Genomic DNA, 19719 nt, shown 5'->3' with positions numbered 1-19719 from the left:
GCACACCGCCGAGGGCTGGTCGACGTCGTTCACCGGGGCCCAAATCGGCGCTGACGCAATGGAAACCTGGTCGCGAGGGCTGGAGCGATTCAACACCGCGCGCGCCAAATACAAGCCGGCCCAGTTCTACGACGTCGACTACAAGGAATTGATCGCCGACCCGATGGGTATTGTCGCCGATATCTACCGGCACTTCGGGCTGACGCTGACCGAAGAGGCCAAAGCCGCGATGGAAAAGACCCACGCCGACAGCCAGTCCGGCGAGCGGGCGCCCAAGCACACCTATTCGCTGGCCGACTACGGACTCAGCATCGAGACGGTCAAGGAGCGCTTCGCGGGGCTGTAAGTCACAGGACCCACAGGGGTTTCCGCGCCCGGGCAGCACCTCTTTTGCCCGCCTCTGAGCGACAACGCCGTAGACGGTTCCGGCGCTGCCGTTTTGTCGCTCAAAGGTGGGCAAAACACCAAATGCTCTCGGGCTTGGGCGCAGGTGTGCGGACGGCCGGGCGCGGACGAATGCGGACGGCCGGGCGCGGACGGATGCGGGCGCGGGCGAACCGGACCGTCGCTCAGTCTTCGTCTGGACCGTTGTCCAGGTAGCCCTCGGCGACCGCATGTTCAATGCTGTCACCGAGTTTGGGGCATGACCGGGTGCGCGCGGTGTCGCCTCCGGACTCGCGCACTTCGGTGAAGTACGCGCAACGTTGCCACGCTTCGGTGTTCCATTGCACCGCGGTGTGTCCCGGCCCGAGCCGGCGAACGGTGACCCGCACGTGGCAGAACCGGCAGTCCACCGGCAGCAGACCCGAGTTGAGGTAGCGCTCGCGATCCGCGCGACTGGCTTCGGCAACCGCCGCGGCACGCTGCGGATCGTCGGCGAAATCTCTTGATTTCGACCAGGATCCACCTTTGCGGCCGGAGTCGGCCGGGTGCTCGTCGTGGTCATGGTGATCGCCGTGCAGCAACAACATCGACCGCGCAAGCTGATCGACGTCAGGTACCGCCGGCTGATCTTCGCCCATGATCCCTAGTGTTGCTTGGCCGGCACGTCGTCGCTGGCCGCCTCGTCCGCCTCGGAGTCCTTGGCCTTGAGGTTCTGCTCGACCTCGGTATTCCAGTACTCATTGGCCCGGGTGGTGTCCACCTCGATCTCGAAGCGCTCCACCATTTCCGGCTCGATGTCGGCCACGTCGACGTAGAACTGCTGGTACCAGCGACGTAGCTGGTAGACGGCACCGTCCTCTTCGACCAGCAGCGGATTGTCGATGCGGGTCTTGTGCTTCCAGATCTCGACGTCCTGCAGGAAGCCCTTGCTGACGCCCTCGGTGAACACCCTCGACAGCTTGTCGGTCATCTTTTCGTCCATGCCCTTGGGCTTTTCGACGATGACGCCCCACTGCAACACGAACGAATTCTGGGTCACCGGATAGTGGCAGTTGATCAGAATCGACTCGGCCTTATAGCCGCCATAGCTGTTGTGCAGCCAGTTGATCATGAACGACGGCCCGAAGTAGGACGCCTCCGAATCCAGGTGGGCCTCGCCGTACGACGTGCCGAGGTCGTTGACGTCGGGCCGGCCCACGTTGTGCAGGTACTGCGACGCGATGTGGCCCTCGAAGACGTTCTTGAAGTACGTCGGCAACCCGAAATGGATGTAGAAGAAGTGCGCCATGTCGGTGACGTTGTCGATGATGTCGCGGCAGTTGGACCCCTCGATGAGGATGCGGTTCCAGCGCCACTCGGTCCACTCGTCGCTGTGCGATTCCGGGATGTCCGGAATGCGCACGGCGGGGTCGGGCGGGTTGTTCTCGTGGTCGTGCCACACGAACAGCAGGCCGCCGCGCACGTCGGTCGTCCACGACCGGGTCCGCGCGGTCTTGGGTGTGCGCTTGGCATAGGGGACCAGCTTGCAGCGGCCGTCGCCGCCCCAGCGCCAGTCGTGGAACGGGCAGGCGACCTCGTCGCCCTTGATGGTGCCCTCCGAGAGATCTCCACCCATGTGGCGGCAGTAACCGTCGAGGATCTTCAGGTCTCCCTGCGAGTCGGCGAAGACCACCAGTTTGGTGCCGAAAGCCTCGATCGAATGCGGCTTACCGTCCTGGAAGTCCTTCGCAACGCCCAGGCAGTGCCAGCCACGGGCATATCGGGTCGGCAAGGCGCCGGGATCGATTTCCCGGATGCCGACCGCCTTGGTGTCGGTACTCACCTGTCACCTCCAACTCGCTGGGACCTCTAACTAGAACACGTTACAGTTTTGCGGCGGGGGCGCGCAACGACGGCGAGCCTGGCCACCACATATGCGCACTGGGGTATATCTAAACGATGCCGCTGTTTGCGTTCGAGGGCCGCGCGCCACGGGTCGATCCCACCGCTTTTGTGGCCCCGACGGCCACTCTGATCGGCGACGTCGTGGTGGAGGCGGGGGCTTCGGTCTGGTTCAACGCCGTATTGCGCGGCGACTACGGGCCCATCGTGGTGCGCGAGGGCGCCAATGTCCAAGACGGGTCGGTTTTGCACGCGCCACCCGGTATCCCGGTCGACATCGGCCCCGGTGCGACGGTGGCGCATCTGTGCGTCATTCACGGGGTTCACGTGGGGCCCGAGGCGCTGATCGCCAACCACGCCACCGTGCTGGATGGTGCCGTGATCGGCGCGCGCAGCCTGATTGCGGCGCATTCGCTGGTGACGGCGGGAACCCAGGTTCCGGCCGGGATGCTGGCCGTTGGCTCGCCGGCACAGATCAGGGGGCCGGTCGCCGGAACCGGGGCAGAAATGTGGGTGAAGGTGAATCCGCAGGCCTACCGCGACCTCGCCCAGCGGCATCTGGCCGGGCTGGAGCCGCTCTAGACCTTGCGGGTGTTGGCCGCCGCCCGCTCCATCTCCCAATAGGCGCGCAGGGCAACCATCTTGCCCTCGGCGTTGACTTTGTAGGTGAACACGCCTTCGGCCGTCGTTTGGTACTCGCCCGTGGTGATGAGGATGTGGCCGACGTTGGCTTCCTCGTTGCCGCATTGGTAGGTGTCGCGGAAGAAGAACTCGATCTTGGTGGTCGGGGCAATGGCCTTATCCCAGAAGGCCGAGATCGCGTCGCGGCCGCGGTGCCCGAGGCCCTCGGGATCGAACACCGAGGGCCCGATCGGATCCTCGACGATGGCGTCGTCGGCGAAGACCGCCAGCCAAGCGTCCTTGTCCCGGGCCGCCACCGCTTCGCGGGAACGGCGGCCGGCCTCGTGCGCGGGATGCTCGCTCACGCATCCACCTTCTGGGCCGCGGGCTTGTCGGCGCCCACCACCCACATCGAGTAGTACTGCGAGCCGCCACCGTAGGCGTGTCCCAAGGCCTTTCGGGCGTTGGGCACCTGGTGATCGCCACCCTTGCCCATCACCTGGATGGCCGCTTCGGCGAAGCGAATCAGTCCCGAGGCGCCGATTGGGTTCGACGACAGCACGCCACCCGACGGGTTCACCGGCAGCCGGCCGCCGATCTTGGTTTCGCCGGCTTCGGTGAGTTTCCAGCCTTCGCCCTCGGCGGCAAACCCGAGGTTTTCCAACCACATCGGTTCGAACCAGGAGAACGGCACGTAGATCTCTGCGGCGTCAATCTCGTCGATGGGGCTCTCGATACCGGCGGCCGCCCACAGTGCTGCGGCCGCGTCCCGGCCGGCCTGCGGGCTGACCTGGTCGCGCCCGGAGAACTGCAGCGGCTCGGTGCGTAACGCCGTGGCATGGATCCAGGCCACCGGATGTCCTTGCGCGAGACGGGCTTCGGCGGCTTCCTCGTTCCCGATCACCACCGCGGCCGCACCGTCCGACGACGGGCAGGTCTCGTCGTAGCGGATCGGGTCCCACAGCATGGGCGATGACATCACCTTCTCGAGCGTGATGTCGGGTTGGTGCAGATGCGCAAGCGGGTTCTTGCTGCCGTTGAGCCGGTCCTTGACCGCGACCATGGCGCCGATGTTCGTCGGCGCGCCGGACCGGCGAATGTACGAACGCACGTGCGGGGCGAAGTATCCACCCGCGCCGGCCCCGACCGGTTTGATGAAGGGGATCGGAATCGACAACGCCCACATGGCGTTTGACTCCGACTGCTTCTCCCAGGCCATCGCGAGCACCCGCCGGTACTTGCCGGACTGCACCAGACTGGCGGCCACCACCCCGGTGGACCCGCCGACCGATCCCGCGGTGTGCACCCGGATCAGCGGCTTGCCCGTGGCGCCCATGGCGTCCGCCATGAACAGTTCGGGCATCATCACGCCTTCGAAGAAGTCCGGCGCCTTGCCGACCACAATGGCGTCGATGTCGTCGAAGGTGCTGCCGGAGTCGGCCAGCGCCCGATCGATCGCCTCGCGCACCAGGCCGTTCATCGAAACGTCTTGGCGTTTGGCCACATACTTCGTCTGTCCGGTACCTAGTACCGCAGCGACGTTTGGCCCTGCACCGGCCATCAGTTCTTTCCTTCCATGACCGCGACCAGGTTCTGTTGTAGCGCAGGCCCGCTGGTGGCGTGCGCCAGCACCCGCTCAGCCGAACCGTTCCAGATATGTTGTGCTGCAAAGCCGATGCGTTCCAAGCCGGCGACGAACATGGGGTTGGCCGCCAGCGCACCGCCGGACGGGTTCACCTTGGTCGGTCCCGGGATCCGGATGGCTTCCGCGATGATCAGGTGCTGGTGGGTGAAGGGCGCGCAGATCTCGGCTACGTCGAGGTTGTCGGTGTGGCCGCCGGTGGCGACGTGAGCCGCGGCCTTGGTCGACGGGGACTCGGTGAGGTCGCGCGCGCCCAGCGACGGGGTTTCAATGCGATGCTCGATTCCGGTTATCCAGGCTGGGTTTTCGCGCAGCTCGCGTGCCCGGTCGCCGGCCGCTAGCACGATCGCCGCGGCACCGTCGGTGATCGGGGCGATGTCGTGGCGCCGCAGCGGGTCGGCGAAGAACGGCCGGTCGAGCAATTCGGCCACGCTGATCGATCCCTCCACGTTGTCCACCCGGCGGGCATTGGCGAAGGAGTCGAAGGCCACCCGCGCCATCTGCTCCTCGGTCCACTTACCGGTGTCGAGGCCGATGCGCGCCTGCAGCCCGGCCATCGAGATCGAATCGGGCCACAACGGCGCGACGGTGTAGGGGTCGGTCTGCCGCGAAAGGATTTGGCGCAGTATCCCGGCCGAGGACTTGCCGAAGCCGTACACCAGCGCGGTGTCGACCTCACCGGTGAGGATTTTGATGTAGGCCTCGTACAGTGCCCAGGCGGCGTCCATCTCGACGTGCGACTCATTGATCGGCGGCACAGCACCGATCGAGTCGATTGCTGAGATGAACGAAAATGCCCGTCCGGCAAGGTAATCGGATGATCCAGAACACCAGAAGCCGATGTCGGTCCGGCTGATGCCCAGCTCCTCGTAGAGCTGGGCGAAGCACGGAATCAACATCTCGACACCGTTGGTGGTGCCGTCGGTACGGCGGACGTGTGGGGCGTGGGCAAAGCCGACGACCGCAACGTTGCGAGCGCTCATGTGCAGGTAAGCCCTTTACAGGTGGTGCTTGTAGGTGTCGTAGTCGGCGTCGGGTTCCCCGGTCGGCCGGAAGTACTCGATGTTGTCGATGCCAAATCCCCACTCCTCGCGGGGTTTCCACACCGCCTCGACGCGCATGCCCATCCGGACTTCGTGGGCGTCGATGTCGGCGACCAGATGCAGGAACGGGATGTCGGCTCCGTCGAGCAACACGTAGGCCGCCACATAGGGCGGCTTGATGCGCTGGCCCTGGAACGGGATGTTGATGATCGCGAACGTTGTGACGGTGCCCTTGTCCGGCAACTCGACGAACTCGGTCGTCGGCTGGCCGGTGGCCGGGTCGGCGCCGTGCGGCGGGAAGTAGACCTTGCCGTTCTCGCCGGTCTTCGCACCGAGCAGCTTGCCCTGCGCGATGGCCCGCAGGTAAGCGCTCTCCTCGTGCGAGGCGCTGTGCTGGATGGTCAGCGAGACGGGCGTGACGATCATGGTGACCGGGTCTTTGTCGCCGTCCGACTGCTCGGTCACGGCTTCGGCTTCGTCGCCCAGTGCGAAATACGCGATATCGGTGATGGCGCCCACCGGTTGGTCAACCCAGTGCACATGCACCCGGGTGCCGGTCTTGATGGCGGAAGGACCGGCGGCTCCTACATCAACGGCGTGCAGCAGCGGGGTGTCGGCGCCGTCGAGCTTGATCAGCGCCCAGGCGAACGGCCGGTCGAGTGGCTGGCCCTCGATCGGCTCGGGCTGCCAGGTCCACGACACCACGGTGCCCACACTGGACACCGGTACCATCTCGCCCAGCGGCTCATAGGTGACCGGGTCATATTCGGCCGGCGGCACATGCACCCGGCCATCCGATCCGCGGACACCCAGAACGTGGCGGTCACGCAGCGCGGTGAAGAACTTGCTCAGCGTGGGGCCGACTGAACGGGTGTAGTCGAAGGACAATGTTAGTGGCGCGGCGAGCGGTGGCTCAGGGTGATCCATCAGGGGCGGGCTACTCGAGCTGGCTGTCACGTCATCGAGTAGAACAGGTTCTAAGAACGGATTCAACATCGGGTCGGTCGGCGACGGGAAGGGTGACGACGATGAAGTTGGGACTGCAGCTTGGATATTGGGGCGCTCAGCCCCCGCAGAACCACGGCGAGCTCGTCGCCGCGGCCGAGGAAGCCGGGTACGACGCCGTCTTCACCGCCGAAGCCTGGGGATCCGACGCCTACACGCCGCTGGCCTGGTGGGGTTCGTCGACATCGCGGGTGCGGCTGGGCACCTCGGTGGTCCAGCTGTCCGCCCGCACTCCGACGGCCTGTGCCATGGCGGCCTTGACGCTCGACCACCTGTCCGGCGGCCGGCACGTCCTCGGTCTCGGTGTCTCGGGCCCGCAGGTGGTCGAGGGCTGGTACGGCCAGTCGTTTCCCAAGCCGCTGGCCCGCACCCGCGAATACATCGACATCATCCGGCAGGTGTGGGCCCGGGAGAAGACGGTGACCAGCGACGGCCCGCACTACCCGCTGCCCCGGACCGGCGAGGACACCACCGGCCTGGGCAAGCCGCTCAAGCCCATCACCCATCCGCTGCGCGCCGACATCCCGATCATGTTGGGCGCCGAGGGGCCGAAGAACGTCGCGCTGGCCGCCGAGATCTGCGACGGCTGGCTGCCGATCTTCTACACGCCGCGGATGGCCGACACCTACAACGAGTGGCTGGACGAAGGATTTGCCCGCCCGGGCGCGCGCCGCAGCCGTGCGGACTTCGAGATCTGCGCGACGGCCAACATCGTCATCACCGAGGACCGCAGCGCCGCATTCGCCGCCATGAAGCCCTACATCGCGCTCTACATGGGCGGGATGGGCGCCGAGGACACCAACTTCCACGCCGACGTCTACCGCCGGATGGGTTATGCCGAGGTGGTCGACGACGTCACCAAGCTGTTCCGCAGCAACCAGAAGGACAAGGCCGCCGAAATCATCCCCGACGAGGTGATCGACGACGCCGCAATCGTCGGCGACCTGGACTACGTGCGTAAGCAGATCAAGGCATGGGAGGCCGCCGGCGTCACCATGATGGTGGTGTCCGGTCGCAGTACAGAGCAGGTCCGCGAGCTGGCGACGCTGATCTGACACCCGCGCACGACAAACTAGAACACGTTCTAATATCCTTGCCATGGCTTAGAACACGTTCTAGATTGTCCGGATGATCCGCCCGGCGACGATGCAGCGGGGGTGCCCCCAGCCGCGAAGCGGCGAGGGGGACGCGCAGCGCGATGAGAGGGAGCCGGCAATCGACAGGGGCCCGGCTGGTCAGCCGAGCGGGTGGGCGTCGCCGAATGTCATCTCGACGTGGCCGACGGCTCCAGAGACCATCGCCCGCTTTGGCAGGCCCAGCGACGCCAGTTCCTTGGCGTAGGCGTGATCGCCCAGACGCAGCGTGGCCCCGCCGAGTTGGCCGCGCAGCCCCCGCACCCGCATCTCCCATGGCACTTCCCGGGTGGTGCCGTCGGCGAAGGTATAGGTCTTGAGTACTTGCGGTCGCGAGGTGAACATCGAGGGCACCGGCAATGCGCGGGCGAAGTCGATGCCGGCGATGTGCGCGCCGTCGGCGCTGACGTCGAATCCGAATCGGCCGTGCTCGCGAACGGTGAAGTCCGCCATGATCTTCGGGAATCCCCAAATCGAGCGGCCGGCTTCCAGGGTGAAGCTCTGATCGACGGGCAGATGGTGGATGAACGCCGCCGCATCGCCCAGCGCCCGCCAGCCGCGCGCCGTCGAACCGGGCGGATTGACCATGACGGCGGTGCCGAATTCGTTGTACTGCCCCAAATCGCCGTCGATATAGCGGGCCAGCATCAGGTTGACCACCGCCCGTCCGGGACGGTGCTGGCAGACTTGCAGCCCGCTGTAGTCGATAAGGCGTTGCGCCGCTTGCGCATCCACCGAAAACATCGCGGTGTGTACATCCGCTTTTCGTATCCGCACCGGCATGGTGAGGACCGTCCCCGCAACTACGTGTTGTGACTCAGACATGCCGGTTACTGTAATCCGCTCGTCAACATTTGGAGGCTGTAGATGACTTCGACCATCCCGGAGGCAATCTCGAACATCGACCTGACCGACGGCAATTTTTACGCCGACCGTCGCACCTCGCGGGAGGCCTATCGCTGGATGCGGGCCAACCAGCCGGTGTTTCGTGATCGCAATGGGCTGGCCGGTGCCACCACCTATCAAGCCATCCTTGACGCCGAACGCAATCCGGAGTTGTTCTCCAGTACCGGCGGCATCCGTCCCGAGCAGCCCGGCATGCCCTACATGATCGACATGGACGATCCCGCACATCTGTTGCGGCGCAAGCTCGTCAACGCAGGTTTCACCCGCAAGCGGGTGAAGGAGAAGGAACCGTCCATCGCCAGGCTGTGCGACACCCTGATCGATGCGGTGTGTGAGCGCGGCGAGTGTGACTTCGTCCGCGATATCGCCGCCCCGCTACCGATGGCGGTGATCGGTGACATGCTGGGCGTGCTGCCCACCGAACGCGGCATGCTGTTGAAATGGTCCGACGACCTGGTCTGCGGGCTGAGCTCGCACATCGACCCCGCGTCGGAAACGGCCCAGGCGGTAATGGCCGCCTTCGCCGCATACACCGAATTCACCACCGACATCATCACCAAGCGGCGGGCCGAGCCCAACGACGACCTGTTTTCCATTTTGGTGAACGCCGAGGTGGAGGGTCAGCGGATGTCCGACGACGAGATCGTCATGGAGACATTGCTCATCCTGATCGGCGGCGACGAAACCACGCGCCACACGCTGAGTGGAGGCACCGAGCAGCTGGTGCGCCACCGCGACCAGTGGGAGGCCCTGGTGCGCGACCCCTCGTTGCTGCCGGGCGCCATCGAGGAGATGCTGCGCTGGACGTCGCCGGTGAAGAATATGTGCAGAACTTTGACGGCTGATACAGACTTTCACGGCACCTCACTGCGTGAGGGCGAAAAGATCATGCTGCTGTTCGAGTCGGGCAACTTCGACGAGTCGGTTTTCGAAGAGCCGGACAACTTCGACATTCGCCGTAACCCGAACAGCCACATGGCTTTCGGCTTCGGCACGCACTTCTGCCTGGGGAATCAGCTGGCCCGGCTGGAGCTGTCGATGATGACCGAGCGGGTGCTCAAGCGGCTGCCGGACCTCAGGCTGGCCGACGACGACTCGACGCTGCCGCTGCGGCCGGCGAACTTCGTCAGCGGCCTGGAAGCCATGCCGGTGGTGTTCACCCCGAGCGCACCGCTGCTGAGCTGAGAGGTCTCGCGCTGAAGGTGCACTCACCGCGAGATTTCGCCTTATTTCTCGCGCTGAGTACACGTTCGGCGCGCCCACGCCGCCGACACCCGAGCGATGACACCACCTGCGGTGTCGTCCGAGGTGATTCGTATATTTGTCCAACCCAGCTCTGCGAGTGATTCCGCACGTCGAATGTCTTTGTTGAATTGCCGTCGGTCAGATCGGTGATGATCACCGTCGTACTCGACAGCCAATTTGATGTCTTCCCAGCCCATATCGAGCACGGCTACCAGCTCGCCGTAGCCGCCGTACACCGGGATTTGAGTTTGCGGTGGCGGGAAACCCGTGCGGATCAACAGAAGTCGCAACCATGTCTCGCGGGGAGACTCGGCACCGGCATCGACGAGTCGCAGTGCGATGCGTGCGCGCGTTATGCCGCGACGACCGCGGTAACGCTCGGCTAGGAGTTCGATGTCGCTTATCTTGAGATCGGTTGCGCGCGCGAGCGCGTCGATGGCGGCGACAGCCTCGTCGAGAGGATAGCGGCAGGCTAGGTCGAGCGCCGTTCGTGCAGGCGTCGTTGCGGGGATGCCGCCAACAGTCTGTATCTCGTCCTCGGCCAGCCGATCTGACCATGTGCGAACACCGCTGGGCGGACGACGATAGTTGTAGAGCAATTCAGCCGGTGCGCGGTGATCGATCCATTTCGTGCCATACAGGGCGGACGCGGATCGACCCGCGACGACAGCCCGGCGGTGCGACCACAACCAAGCCGCTTGAGCGCGCAATCCTGCAGTCAGCTCGACGCCGGCCGGAATGTACACATCGGGATGGATGGCTACGAACCGGCTGCGCAGCGCGTATGGGGTTAAGCGGCCGGCCGCGACGGCCTGGCTGCCGATGAACGGCTCTCCCATGGCAGGAGTGTGCACCAGAGTTCTGACATGTTCGCCGAACGTGCACTCATCGCGAAAATTCGGGGCCAAATTCGCAGTAGATGCACGTTCGGCGAAAAGGCGAGACGGCCGTTCGGCGAGACGGCCAGCGCGCGCGTTTAGCGGTTTTTGAAGTTGGGCTTGCGCTTTTCGGCGAATGCCCGGGGCCCTTCTTTGGAGTCCTCGGAGAGGAACACCGGTATCCCGTTCGCGGTGTCGGGCTTGAAGGCCTCTTCTTCGTGCATTCCCTCGGTCTCGCGGATCGTCTTGAGAATCGCCTGCACGGCCAGGGGCCCGTTGTTCTCGATCACTTCCGCGATCTCGAGTGCCTTGGTCAGTGCCTGCCCATCCGGAACGACGTGGCCGATCAGGCCGATCTCCTTGGCTTCGGCGGCGGTGATGTGCCGTCCGGTCAGCAGTAGGTCGCACGCCACGGTGTAGGGAATCTGGCGCACCAGGCGCACAGCGGAACCGCCCATCGGGTACAGGCTCCACTTGGCCTCGGAAATGCCGAATTTGGCGCTCTCACCCGCGACCCGGATGTCGGTGCCCTGCAAAATCTCGGTGCCCCCGGCGATGGCCGGCCCTTCCACGGCGGCGATGAGCGGCTTTTTGAGTCTGCGGCCTTTGAGCAGAGCATCGATTCGCGACGGGTCGTAGCTGCCGTCCTTGAATGACTCACCCGGCGGCTTCTGGGATGCCGCCTTGAGGTCCATGCCCGCGCAGAAGTAGCCACCGGCGCCGGTCAGGATGCAGCAGCGGATGTCGTCGTCGTTGTCGACGCGGTCCCACGCCTGCACCATGATCTCCATCATTTCCGTGCTCAACGCGTTGCGGCGGTGCGGCCGATTCATCGTCACAATGAGGGTGTGACCACGCTGTTCCACCAGCGCATCGGGTCCGGTCTCCCCGTTTTCTGTGTTTGCTGGGGTTCCGGCATTCTCCACGGTCACGGCTACCGCCTTTCCCTCGACAATGGACACGAGCTTGCCACGAAATGTAACACGTTCTAATTTGGTGGCCGTGGCCTTGAATATTGCCGACCTTGCAGAGCACGCCATTGACGCTGTGCCCGAGCGTGTCGCCCTGATCTGCGGCGACGAGAAGCTGACCTATGCCCAGTTAGAGGAGAAGGCCAACCGCCTGGCTCACTACCTGATCGAGCAGGGGGTGAAAAAGGACGACAAGGTTGGACTGTACTGCCGCAACCGCATCGAAATCGTCATCGCCATGCTCGGCATCATCAAGGCGGGCGCCATTCTGGTGAACGTCAACTACCGCTATGTCGAGGGCGAGCTGCGTTACCTGTTCGACAACTCCGACATGGTCGCGCTGGTCCACGAGCGGCAGTATTCGGACCGGGTGGCCAACGTGCTGCCCGAGACGCCCGACGTCAAGACGATCCTGGTGATCGAGGACGGCAGCGACAACGACTTCAGCCGCTACGGCGGCGTCGAGTTTTACTCGGCGATCGCGCAGAGCTCACCCGAGCGCGACTTCGGTGAGCGCAGCGCCGATGACATCTACCTGCTCTACACCGGCGGGACCACCGGCTTCCCGAAGGGCGTGATGTGGCGCCACGAAGACATCTACCGGGTGCTGTTCGGCGGAACCGATTTCGCCACAGGTGAATTCGTGAAAGGCGAGTACGATCTGGCCAAGGCCGCCGCGGCCAATCCGCCGATGATCCGCTATCCGATTCCGCCGATGATCCACGGCGCCACCCAGTCCGCCACCTGGATGTCGATCTTCTCCGGCCAGACCACCGTGCTGGCACCGGAATTCAACGCCGACGAAGTGTGGCGGGCGATTCATGACCACAAGGTGAACCTGTTGTTCTTCACCGGTGACGCGATGGCGCGGCCGCTACTCGATGCGCTGCTGGCCCATCAGGAAAAGGGCAACGAATACGATCTGTCGTCGCTGTTCCTGTTGGCCAGCACCGCGGCGCTGTTCTCGCCGAGCATCAAGGAAAAGCTGCTCGAGCTACTGCCCAACCGGGTCATCACCGATTCGATCGGTTCCTCGGAGACCGGGTTCGGTGGCACCAGCATCGTCGCCAAGGATTCGCCGCACAGCGGTGGCCCGCGGGTGACGATCGACCACCGCACGGTCGTGCTCGACGAGGACGGCAACGAGGTCAAGCCCGGCTCGGGCGTGCGCGGCTTCATCGCCAAGAAGGGCAACATCCCGGTCGGCTACTACAAGGACGAGAAGAAGACCGCCGAGACGTTCAAGACCATCAACGGTGTGCGCTACGCGATCCCGGGGGACTTCGCCTTGGTCGAAGAGGATGGCAGCGTCACGATGCTCGGCCGCGGGTCGGTGTCGATCAACAGCGGCGGCGAGAAGATCTACCCCGAGGAGGTCGAGGCCGCGCTCAAGGGTCACCCCGACGTCTTCGACGCCTTGGTGGTCGGCGTGCCCGATCCCCGTTACGGTCAGCACGTCGCCGCCGTGGTGCAGCCCCGGCCCGGCACCCGTCCCGCCCTGGCCGAGCTGGACAGCTTCGTGCGCTCCGAGATCGCCGGATACAAAGTGCCACGCAGCCTGTGGCTGGTCGACGAGGTCAAGCGGTCGCCCGCGGGTAAACCCGACTACCGCTGGGCCAAGGAACAGACCGAGGCCCGCCCGGCCGACGACGTACACGCCGCTCACGCGACCGCGTGAGGTGATTTCAGTGCCAGGCCCGCGCGCGGTGTGACCGACTTCGTCAAGCACCGTGCGGGCGCGCCCGCCGGCTTCTTCGCAGCCGAAGCCGCAGGGCTGCAATGGCTTTCCGCAGCCGACGGCGGCGTGCCGTGCGCGCAGGTGGTCGCCGTGGACGCCTCCAGCCTGACCCTGCGCCGCCTGGAATCGGTTCGTCCGACGCCCGAAGCGGCGCGCACTTTCGGCAGCCGACTGGCCCACACGCACGACGCCGGAGCCCCGGCGTTCGGCGCCGGGCCGGACGGATGGGACGGGCCGGGCTTTTTCGGCCCGCTGTCACAGCCTTTGCCGATGTCGTTGCGCCGGCACCGCGACTGGGGCGAGTTCTACGCGCAGGAACGGCTGGTGCCGATGGCCGAACTCGCGGCGCCGCGCCTCGATGCCGCAACCCGCGAAGCCATCGACCGCGTGGCGGCACGTTGTGATGCGGGCGATTTCGACGACGACGACCGCCCGGCTCGGCTGCACGGCGATTTGTGGAGCGGGAACGTGATGTGGACGCCCGACGGTGTGGTGCTCATCGACCCGGCCGCCCACGCGGGTCACCGCGAGACCGACCTGGCGATGCTCGCGCTATTCGGCTGTCCGCATTACGACGCCGTCATCGACGGTTACCAGCAGGTGCGGCCGCTTCGGCCGGGCTGGCGCGACCACATCGGCCTGCACCAACTCTTTCCGCTGCTGGCGCACGTCGTGCTGTTCGGCGGCGGGTATGCGCAGCAGACGCACGCCTGCGCCCGCGCCGCATTGGCGATCTGAGCCCGGTCTAGAGTCGAATCGCATGACGATCGATGTCTGGATGCAGCATCCGACTGCGCGGTTTCTGCGCAGCGACATGCTGGCATCCCTGCGGCGCTGGACGGGTGGGTCGATCCCCGACGCCGACATCCCGATCGAGGCGACCTTGGCGTCGATGGATGCCGCCGGCGTCGAATTGGGGATGCTGAGCGCATGGCGTGGGCCGGGCGGCGCGGACCTGGTCTCCAACGACGAGGTGGCGCAATGGGTTGCCGCGCACCCGAACCGGCTCGTCGGCCTGGCCACCGTCGACTTGGACCGCCCGATGGACGCCGTCCGCGAACTGCGGCGCCGGATCAGCGACGGAGGATTCGTCGGCCTGCGGGTGGTGCCGTGGTTGTGGAATGCCCCGCCCACCGATCGCCGCTACTATCCGCTGTTCGCCCAGTGCGTGGAATCCGGGGTGCCGTTCTGCACCCAAGTCGGTCATACCGGTCCGCTGCGCCCGTCGGAAACGGGCCGGCCGATTCCCTACATCGACCAGGTGGCACTCGATTTCCCGGAGCTGGTGATCGTTTGCGGTCACGTCGGTTACCCGTGGACCGAGGAGATGGTCGCGGTGGCCCGCAAGCACGAAAACGTCTACATCGACACCTCGGCATACACGATCAAGCGGTTGCCCGAAGAACTCATCAATTTCATGAAAACCGGAACCGGGCAAAGAAAAGTGTTGTTCGGCACCAACTATCCGATGATCACCCACCAGCACGCGCTGGCTGGGCTGGACGAACTCGGGCTGTCTGAAGAGGGACGCCGAGATTTCCTGCGCGGCAACGCCGAGCGAGTTTTCCGACTGGAGGCAGTGCAGTGAACGGTGCCCAGGCCCTGATCAACACCCTGGTCGACGGTGGGGTCGACGTGTGTTTCGCCAACCCGGGCACGTCGGAGATGCACTTCGTCGCGGCGCTGGACGCCGTCCCGCGGATGCGCGGCGTGCTGGCGTTATTTGAGGGTGTCGCCACCGGCGCGGCCGACGGTTATGCCCGCATCGCCGATCGCCCGGCCGCCGTGCTGCTGCACTTGGGGCCCGGACTCGGCAACGGCCTGGCCAATCTGCACAACGCGCGTCGCGCCCGGGTGCCGATGGTCGTGATCGTCGGCGACCACGCCACGTATCACAAAAAGTACGACGCCCCACTGGAATCCGACATCGACGCGCTCGCCGGAACCGTATCGGGATGGGTACGCCGAACCGGTGATGCCTCCCAGGTATCTGCCGATGCCGTCGAGGGCATCGCGGCCAGCCGCTGGGGTTCGCAGATTTCGACACTGATCCTTCCCGCGGACGTGTCCTGGTCCGATGGCGCGCAACAGTTCTCCAACCTGGACGCACAGCCGGCGGCCGCCGATCCACTGTTGGCGCCGGAGGTATTGGAGGTGCTGCGCTCCGGGGAGCCGACGGTGATCATGGTGGGCGGCGATGCCACTCGCCGGGCCGGGCTTGCGGCGGCCACTCGCATCGCCGCGGCGACCGGCGCCCGGGTGCTGTGCGAAACGTTTCCGACCCGACTGGAGCGCGGGGCCGGCGTGCCCGCGGTCGACCGGCTCGCCTATTTCGCCGAGGCCGCCACCGCACAGCTGGACGGCGCCAAACATCTGGTGCTGGCGGGCGCCAAGTCGCCGGTGTCGTTCTTCGCCTACCCGGGCATGCCGAGCGATTTGGTGCCGGCCGGCTGCGAGGTGCACGTGCTGGCCGAATACAGCGGTGCGGCAGACGCTTTGATCGCCCTGGCCGATCAGCTGGCGCCGGGCACCGAAGCCCCAGTTGCGGCCCCGTCGCGTCCCCAGCTGCCCACCGGGGCCCTGACGTCCGCCTCGGCCGCCGAGGTGATCGGGGCGCTGTTGCCCGACGAGGCGATCGTGGTCGACGAGTCGAACACCTCGGGCCTGCTGCTCGCTCAGGCCACCGCCGGGGCGCCGGCCCACGACTGGCTGACCCTGACCGGCGGGGCGATCGGTTACGGGATCCCGGCTGCGGTGGGCGCCGCGGTGGCCGCCCCGCACCGTCCGGTTTTGTGTCTGGAATCCGACGGCTCGGCGATGTACACCATTTCGGGATTGTGGACCCAGGCCCGGGAGAACCTCAACGTCACCACCGTGCTGTACAACAACAGCGCCTACGACATCCTGCGCATTGAGCTACAGCGCGTCGGCGCCGGGTCAGCGCCCGGGCCCGAAGCGCTCGCACTGCTCGATTTATCGGACCCCACAATGGATTTCGTGAAGATCAGTGAAGGTATGGGAGTGCCCGCCCGGCGCGTCACCACCGCCGAGGAATTGGCCGATGCGCTGCGGGCCGCCTTCGCCGCACCCGGGCCGCATTTGATCGACGCGGTGGTGCCGTCAATAACGGGCTAGGCTCGGCAGCCGGCTCAGCAGCCAGTCCGTCATCGTGTTGACCACTTCGACGCCCGTCTCGAATACACCGTCATCCGCGTCCGCCGCCAGCGCCACGCCCCACTGCCCGGACGGGGTGGGGACGATGCCGAATTGCCGGACCAGGTACTCGCCATGCATCCCCGGCCCCCAACCGCCTTTGGCGGCAATGCCTTTGGCGGCCAGCCCCCACTGGTCGCCGGCGACCAGTCGTTGCATCAGTTCGATCACCTCGACGGCGTCCGGGATGGTCGACAGCTCTGCCGCGAACCGCGCTTGGCGCTGCAAGCTCCATTGGGTTTGGCCGAAGGCGGTGAAACCACGGCGAAGTCGGCGTGGCTCGACCACGGTCGCGGTGTCACCGCCCTCGGCCACCACGCTCTGAACTCGCCGTGCCGCGTCCACCGGATCGCCCAGTTGCGACCACAACTGTTCGGAAGCGCGATTGTCGGATTCGGTGATGGCTTTCACCACCAAATCGCGAGAGCCCAGCCAATCGTTGCGCAGCGCGGCTATCGCCAAGGGCACTTTGATGGTCGACCATGCCACACCCGACCACCAGCTTCCCAGCGAGAATGTCCTGTCCGGCCGGGCGATCGCGACACCGACGTTCGCCGGCACCGAGTCGGCGAGTTGTTCGAAGCTTGCTTCCAGCGCGAGTTCGAGAGGCCGTGCGGTCATACGCTGGTCTCGCTATCGGCCTGCGTGACGACGACGCCAAGGTAGGGGACCGGCGCAGCCATTGCGTCTCCTTGTCGGTTGGGCGGCCAGTGGCCGGGTGCATTCTCAGCCTGACGGCGGCAGCGGCGGCAGCGGCGGCCCCTCTTCCTGTGGCGGTGGAGCCTCCCACGGTTCGGGGTCTGGCGTGTGCGGTGCCCACACCAGCGGTGGCGGTGGCGGCAGTGGAGGAGGCGGAGGTGGATCCGCCGCGGCGAAACCAGCGCCCAGCAGCGCGGCGCCACCCAGCGACCCAACCAGGATTGAGCCGGCGATCACTTCACGGATTTTCATCAAGTGCTGAGTTTACGGCTTGAGCCGGTACATCCGGCGGCAATGCTCGCCTCGGACCGCTAACGCTGGATCTTCCAGACCGGGTCCCCACAGTCGATACCCTGAGCGGCCAACTGGCGCTTCAGCACTTTGAAGGTCACGGTCCGGGGGAGTTCAGCGCTGATCCGCACATACGACGGCCACTGTTTCGGCCCCAGGTCCGGCTGCTCGGCCAGGAAGGCGCGGAACTTCTCGTCCTCGAACTCGGTGCCGGGCGCCATCACCACCGCGGCCATCACCTGGTCGCCGACCACCGGGTCCGGCACCGGGTATACCGCGACCTCGGTGACGTCTGGGTGGCGCAGCAACACTCGCTCGATCGGAGCCGCGCCGAGGTTTTCGCCGTCGACCCGCATCCAATCGCCCAGCCGCCCAGCGAAATACGCGTAGCCGGCGTCGTCGCGGTAGGCGAGATCGCCACTGTGGTATACCCCGCCCGCCATCCGCTCGGCTTCGGCGTCCTCGTCGTTGTAGTAGCCCTCGAACCGCCCAGGTCCCGCGGTGTTGACCAGTTCACCGACCACGCCCGGCGCGCAGGACGCACCGGTCTCCGGATCGACGATGTCGATCCCGTCGGGCAACGGGCCCAGGGAACCCGCCGGTGTATCGGGGGTGCGCGCGATAGCCACGCCGCCTTCGGTGGATCCGAACCCGTCCTGGACGACGCACCCGAACCTGCGACCGAAGCGCTCGATGTCATCGGGGACGCCCTCGTTGCCGTACACCGCTCGCAGCGGGTTGTCCGCATCGTCGCGCTGCTCGGGTGTGGCGAGCACATACGACAAGGGCTTGCCCACGTAATTCGCGTAGGTGGCGCCATAGCGACGTACATCGACAATGAAGTTCGAGGCGGAGAACTTGCGCCGCAAGGCCATTGACCCCTCGCACGCCGCCGCCACCGCCCAACCGACCAACACCGCGTTGGAATGAAACAGCGGCATCGACACATAGCAGACATCGTCGCGGCCGAGGTCGAATCGCTGTGACATCGTCACGCCCGCGATCGCGACCTTACCGTGGCTGCACTTGACGGCTTTGGGCTCGCCGCTGGTGCCCGACGTGAAAATCAACATGAAAAGATCCGCCGGCGAGGCGGCCTGAAAAGACGGCTGTGCATGACGATGCGCGGCGACCTCGTCGGTCCACTCGCGGGAGTCGACGTTCAGGTGCTCGATGTCGCCCAGCGTCTCAGCCGATTTCGAGTCGGCCAGCACCAATTGGCAATCGGCCCTGGCTATGTCGCGCTGCAACGCCTCACCGCGGCGCACCGGGTTGAGCCCTACCGGCACGATCCCGGACATGCCCGCCGCCACCAGCATCGCCGAAAAGAAAGGCGTGTTCTCCAGCAGTACCCCGACATGTGGCGGCCGGGCGGGGTCGAGCCGCTCACCCAACGCCGCGGCGATCGCGGCACCATGGCGCAGGTGATCGCGCCAGCTGGTGAACGTGTCCTCGAAGTAGATACCGCGATCGTCGATCTCGGTCAGCGGCGCCAGCAGCTTGGTGACGGTGAGGTCATCGGTGAGTTCCATTGCGCCTAAGCGGGTGTCTCGGCCAGCTCCCGGCCGATCCGGCGCAACTGTCCGGTGGCACCGCCCAGAGCGAACTCGATCTCTTTGGCGGCCAGGAAGTAGCGGTGCGCCGGGTGATCGGTGTCGACGCCGACGCCACCATGCACGTGCACGATGGTGTGCGCCACCCGGTGGCCGGCGTCTGCCGCCCAGAACGCCGCACTGGCGACGTCGATTTCGGCCGGAATGTCCTCCGACACCCGCCAGGCCGCCTGAGTGAGCGTGAGCCGCAACCCCTTGACGTCGATGTAGCCGTCGGCCAGTCGCTGCGACACCGCCTGGAAGCTACCGATCGGGCGGTCGAATTGCTCGCGCTCGCGGGCGTATTCGGCTGTCATCTGCAGACCCCGCTCGAGCACCCCGAGCTGGAACGCGCTGCGGCCCAAGGTGCCAAGCGTGCCGAGCCACGTCACAACCTCGGCGCCGCCGACGACCCGGGCGTCACCGTGACCGCACTGGAAACCACCGGCCTGGGCAGCGTCGGGCACCTCGCACTGG

21 protein-coding genes are annotated in these 19719 nt (G+C 65.9%); 8 read left to right on the top strand and 13 right to left on the bottom strand.

What is annotated here, in order from left to right; translation table 11 throughout:
* Positions 1–346, top strand: a 346-nt coding sequence (locus A5625_RS06925) for a sulfotransferase (RefSeq protein WP_197515997.1), incomplete at its 5' end; no start/stop codon positions are given.
* Positions 347–569: 223 nt separating this feature from the next.
* Here the strand turns inward: A5625_RS06925 and A5625_RS06920 are convergent.
* Complete coding sequence (locus tag A5625_RS06920; protein ID WP_066990671.1) at positions 570–1022, bottom strand: hypothetical protein; 453 nt, start codon at positions 1020–1022, stop codon at positions 570–572.
* A gap of 5 nt (positions 1023–1027) precedes the next feature.
* Complete coding sequence (locus tag A5625_RS06915; RefSeq protein WP_066990668.1) at positions 1028–2206, bottom strand: Rieske 2Fe-2S domain-containing protein; 1179 nt, start codon at positions 2204–2206, stop codon at positions 1028–1030.
* A 116-nt stretch (positions 2207–2322) separates the two neighbouring features.
* On the opposite strand from A5625_RS06915, the gene A5625_RS06910 reads away from it, so the two are divergent.
* Positions 2323–2847 carry a gamma carbonic anhydrase family protein gene (locus A5625_RS06910; protein ID WP_066990665.1) on the top strand — a complete coding sequence of 175 codons (525 nt, stop codon included), beginning with the start codon at positions 2323–2325 and terminating at the stop codon, positions 2845–2847.
* Here the strand turns inward: A5625_RS06910 and A5625_RS06905 are convergent.
* The 4 genes from A5625_RS06905 to A5625_RS06890 are packed head-to-tail and all read right to left on the bottom strand — an operon-like array spanning position 2844 to position 6528.
* Positions 2844–3251 (bottom strand): nuclear transport factor 2 family protein, encoded by a 408-nt coding sequence (locus A5625_RS06905; RefSeq protein ID WP_066990662.1) that lies wholly within the window; start codon positions 3249–3251, stop codon positions 2844–2846. The two genes, A5625_RS06910 and A5625_RS06905, sit on opposite strands and share 4 nt — an antisense overlap.
* Positions 3248–4447 carry a thiolase domain-containing protein gene (locus A5625_RS06900; RefSeq protein WP_066990660.1) on the bottom strand — a complete coding sequence of 400 codons (1200 nt, stop codon included), beginning with the start codon at positions 4445–4447 and terminating at the stop codon, positions 3248–3250. The genes A5625_RS06905 and A5625_RS06900 overlap by 4 nt, the downstream gene beginning before the upstream one ends.
* Positions 4447–5511, bottom strand: coding sequence for a thiolase domain-containing protein (locus A5625_RS06895; RefSeq protein WP_066990657.1), 1065 nt, complete (start codon positions 5509–5511; stop codon positions 4447–4449). Before A5625_RS06895 ends, A5625_RS06900 begins: the two co-directional genes overlap by 1 nt.
* A 15-nt stretch (positions 5512–5526) precedes the next feature.
* A complete protein-coding gene (locus tag A5625_RS06890; RefSeq protein WP_197515996.1) occupies positions 5527–6528 on the bottom strand; it encodes a Zn-ribbon domain-containing OB-fold protein in 1002 nt (333 codons plus the stop codon).
* A 71-nt stretch (positions 6529–6599) separates the two neighbouring features.
* Here A5625_RS06890 and A5625_RS06885 point away from each other — a divergent pair, with 71 nt between their 5' ends.
* Positions 6600–7631 (top strand): LLM class F420-dependent oxidoreductase, encoded by a 1032-nt coding sequence (locus tag A5625_RS06885; RefSeq protein ID WP_066990649.1) that lies wholly within the window; start codon positions 6600–6602, stop codon positions 7629–7631.
* A gap of 180 nt (positions 7632–7811) precedes the next feature.
* Here the strand turns inward: A5625_RS06885 and A5625_RS06880 are convergent, their stop codons facing one another.
* A complete protein-coding gene (locus A5625_RS06880) occupies positions 7812–8534 on the bottom strand; it encodes an acetoacetate decarboxylase family protein (RefSeq protein WP_066990647.1) in 723 nt (240 codons plus the stop codon).
* A 42-nt stretch (positions 8535–8576) separates the two neighbouring features.
* Here A5625_RS06880 and A5625_RS06875 point away from each other — a divergent pair, with 42 nt between their 5' ends.
* Positions 8577–9800: a cytochrome P450 gene (locus A5625_RS06875; protein WP_066990645.1), complete on the top strand. Its 1224-nt coding sequence runs from the start codon at positions 8577–8579 to the stop codon at positions 9798–9800.
* Between the two features lie 41 nt (positions 9801–9841).
* Here A5625_RS06875 and A5625_RS06870 read toward each other — a convergent pair whose 3' ends face one another.
* Positions 9842–10699: a DUF559 domain-containing protein gene (locus tag A5625_RS06870; RefSeq protein ID WP_066990641.1), complete on the bottom strand. Its 858-nt coding sequence runs from the start codon at positions 10697–10699 to the stop codon at positions 9842–9844.
* Positions 10700–10836: 137 nt separating this feature from the next.
* On the bottom strand, positions 10837–11700 hold the full coding sequence (locus A5625_RS06865; RefSeq protein ID WP_369829988.1) for a crotonase/enoyl-CoA hydratase family protein: 864 nt from the start codon (positions 11698–11700) through the stop codon (positions 10837–10839).
* Positions 11701–11734: 34 nt separating this feature from the next.
* On the opposite strand from A5625_RS06865, the gene A5625_RS06860 reads away from it, so the two are divergent.
* The 4 genes from A5625_RS06860 to A5625_RS06845 are packed head-to-tail and all read left to right on the top strand — an operon-like array spanning position 11735 to position 16582.
* On the top strand, positions 11735–13387 hold the full coding sequence (locus A5625_RS06860) for an acyl-CoA synthetase (RefSeq protein ID WP_066990635.1): 1653 nt from the start codon (positions 11735–11737) through the stop codon (positions 13385–13387).
* 30 nt (positions 13388–13417) lie between these two features.
* Positions 13418–14185 (top strand): fructosamine kinase family protein, encoded by a 768-nt coding sequence (locus A5625_RS06855; protein ID WP_066990634.1) that lies wholly within the window; start codon positions 13418–13420, stop codon positions 14183–14185.
* Positions 14186–14207: 22 nt separating this feature from the next.
* Positions 14208–15035 (top strand): amidohydrolase family protein, encoded by an 828-nt coding sequence (locus A5625_RS06850; RefSeq protein ID WP_066990633.1) that lies wholly within the window; start codon positions 14208–14210, stop codon positions 15033–15035.
* On the top strand, positions 15032–16582 hold the full coding sequence (locus A5625_RS06845; RefSeq protein ID WP_066990632.1) for an acetolactate synthase large subunit: 1551 nt from the start codon (positions 15032–15034) through the stop codon (positions 16580–16582). The genes A5625_RS06850 and A5625_RS06845 overlap by 4 nt, the downstream gene beginning before the upstream one ends.
* On the opposite strand, the gene A5625_RS06840 is transcribed toward A5625_RS06845, so the two are convergent.
* The 4 genes from A5625_RS06840 to A5625_RS06830 all read right to left on the bottom strand — a co-directional run.
* Entirely contained in the window at positions 16568–17281 is a 714-nt protein-coding gene (locus A5625_RS06840; protein WP_066990631.1) for a hypothetical protein, read from the bottom strand. The two genes, A5625_RS06845 and A5625_RS06840, sit on opposite strands and share 15 nt — an antisense overlap.
* 105 nt (positions 17282–17386) lie before the next feature.
* The gene (locus A5625_RS28190) at positions 17387–17611 is read right to left on the bottom strand and encodes a hypothetical protein (RefSeq protein WP_082984306.1); all 225 of its coding nucleotides are present in this window, start codon (positions 17609–17611) and stop codon (positions 17387–17389) included.
* Between the two features lie 59 nt (positions 17612–17670).
* On the bottom strand, positions 17671–19182 hold the full coding sequence (gene fadD17 / locus A5625_RS06835; protein WP_066990628.1) for a long-chain-fatty-acid--CoA ligase FadD17: 1512 nt from the start codon (positions 19180–19182) through the stop codon (positions 17671–17673).
* Between the two features lie 5 nt (positions 19183–19187).
* Positions 19188–19719, bottom strand: a 532-nt coding sequence (locus tag A5625_RS06830) for an acyl-CoA dehydrogenase family protein (protein WP_255397941.1), incomplete at its 5' end; no start/stop codon positions are given.

This window comes from Mycobacterium sp. 1465703.0 (assembly GCF_001672975.1).
Classification (GTDB): Bacteria; Actinomycetota; Actinomycetes; order Mycobacteriales; family Mycobacteriaceae; genus Mycobacterium.
This window is presented reverse-complemented; position numbering and strand designations above follow the sequence as displayed.

Excerpts from the sequence above, each read along its gene's own strand:
- A5625_RS06920 (WP_066990671.1), bottom strand. The coding sequence starts at position 1,022 with ATGGGCGAAGATCAGCCGGCGGTACCTGACGTCGATCAGCTTGCGCGG.
- A5625_RS06910 (WP_066990665.1), top strand. The coding sequence starts at position 2,323 with ATGCCGCTGTTTGCGTTCGAGGGCCGCGCGCCACGGGTCGATCCCACC.
- A5625_RS06900 (WP_066990660.1), bottom strand. The coding sequence starts at position 4,447 with ATGGCCGGTGCAGGGCCAAACGTCGCTGCGGTACTAGGTACCGGACAG.
- A5625_RS06895 (WP_066990657.1), bottom strand. The coding sequence starts at position 5,511 with ATGAGCGCTCGCAACGTTGCGGTCGTCGGCTTTGCCCACGCCCCACAC.
- A5625_RS06885 (WP_066990649.1), top strand. The coding sequence starts at position 6,600 with ATGAAGTTGGGACTGCAGCTTGGATATTGGGGCGCTCAGCCCCCGCAG.
- A5625_RS06880 (WP_066990647.1), bottom strand. The coding sequence starts at position 8,534 with ATGTCTGAGTCACAACACGTAGTTGCGGGGACGGTCCTCACCATGCCG.
- A5625_RS06875 (WP_066990645.1), top strand. The coding sequence starts at position 8,577 with ATGACTTCGACCATCCCGGAGGCAATCTCGAACATCGACCTGACCGAC.
- A5625_RS06870 (WP_066990641.1), bottom strand. The coding sequence starts at position 10,699 with ATGGGAGAGCCGTTCATCGGCAGCCAGGCCGTCGCGGCCGGCCGCTTA.
- A5625_RS06850 (WP_066990633.1), top strand. The coding sequence starts at position 14,208 with ATGACGATCGATGTCTGGATGCAGCATCCGACTGCGCGGTTTCTGCGC.
- A5625_RS06840 (WP_066990631.1), bottom strand. The coding sequence starts at position 17,281 with ATGACCGCACGGCCTCTCGAACTCGCGCTGGAAGCAAGCTTCGAACAA.
- A5625_RS28190 (WP_082984306.1), bottom strand. The coding sequence starts at position 17,611 with ATGAAAATCCGTGAAGTGATCGCCGGCTCAATCCTGGTTGGGTCGCTG.
- fadD17 (WP_066990628.1), bottom strand. The coding sequence starts at position 19,182 with ATGGAACTCACCGATGACCTCACCGTCACCAAGCTGCTGGCGCCGCTG.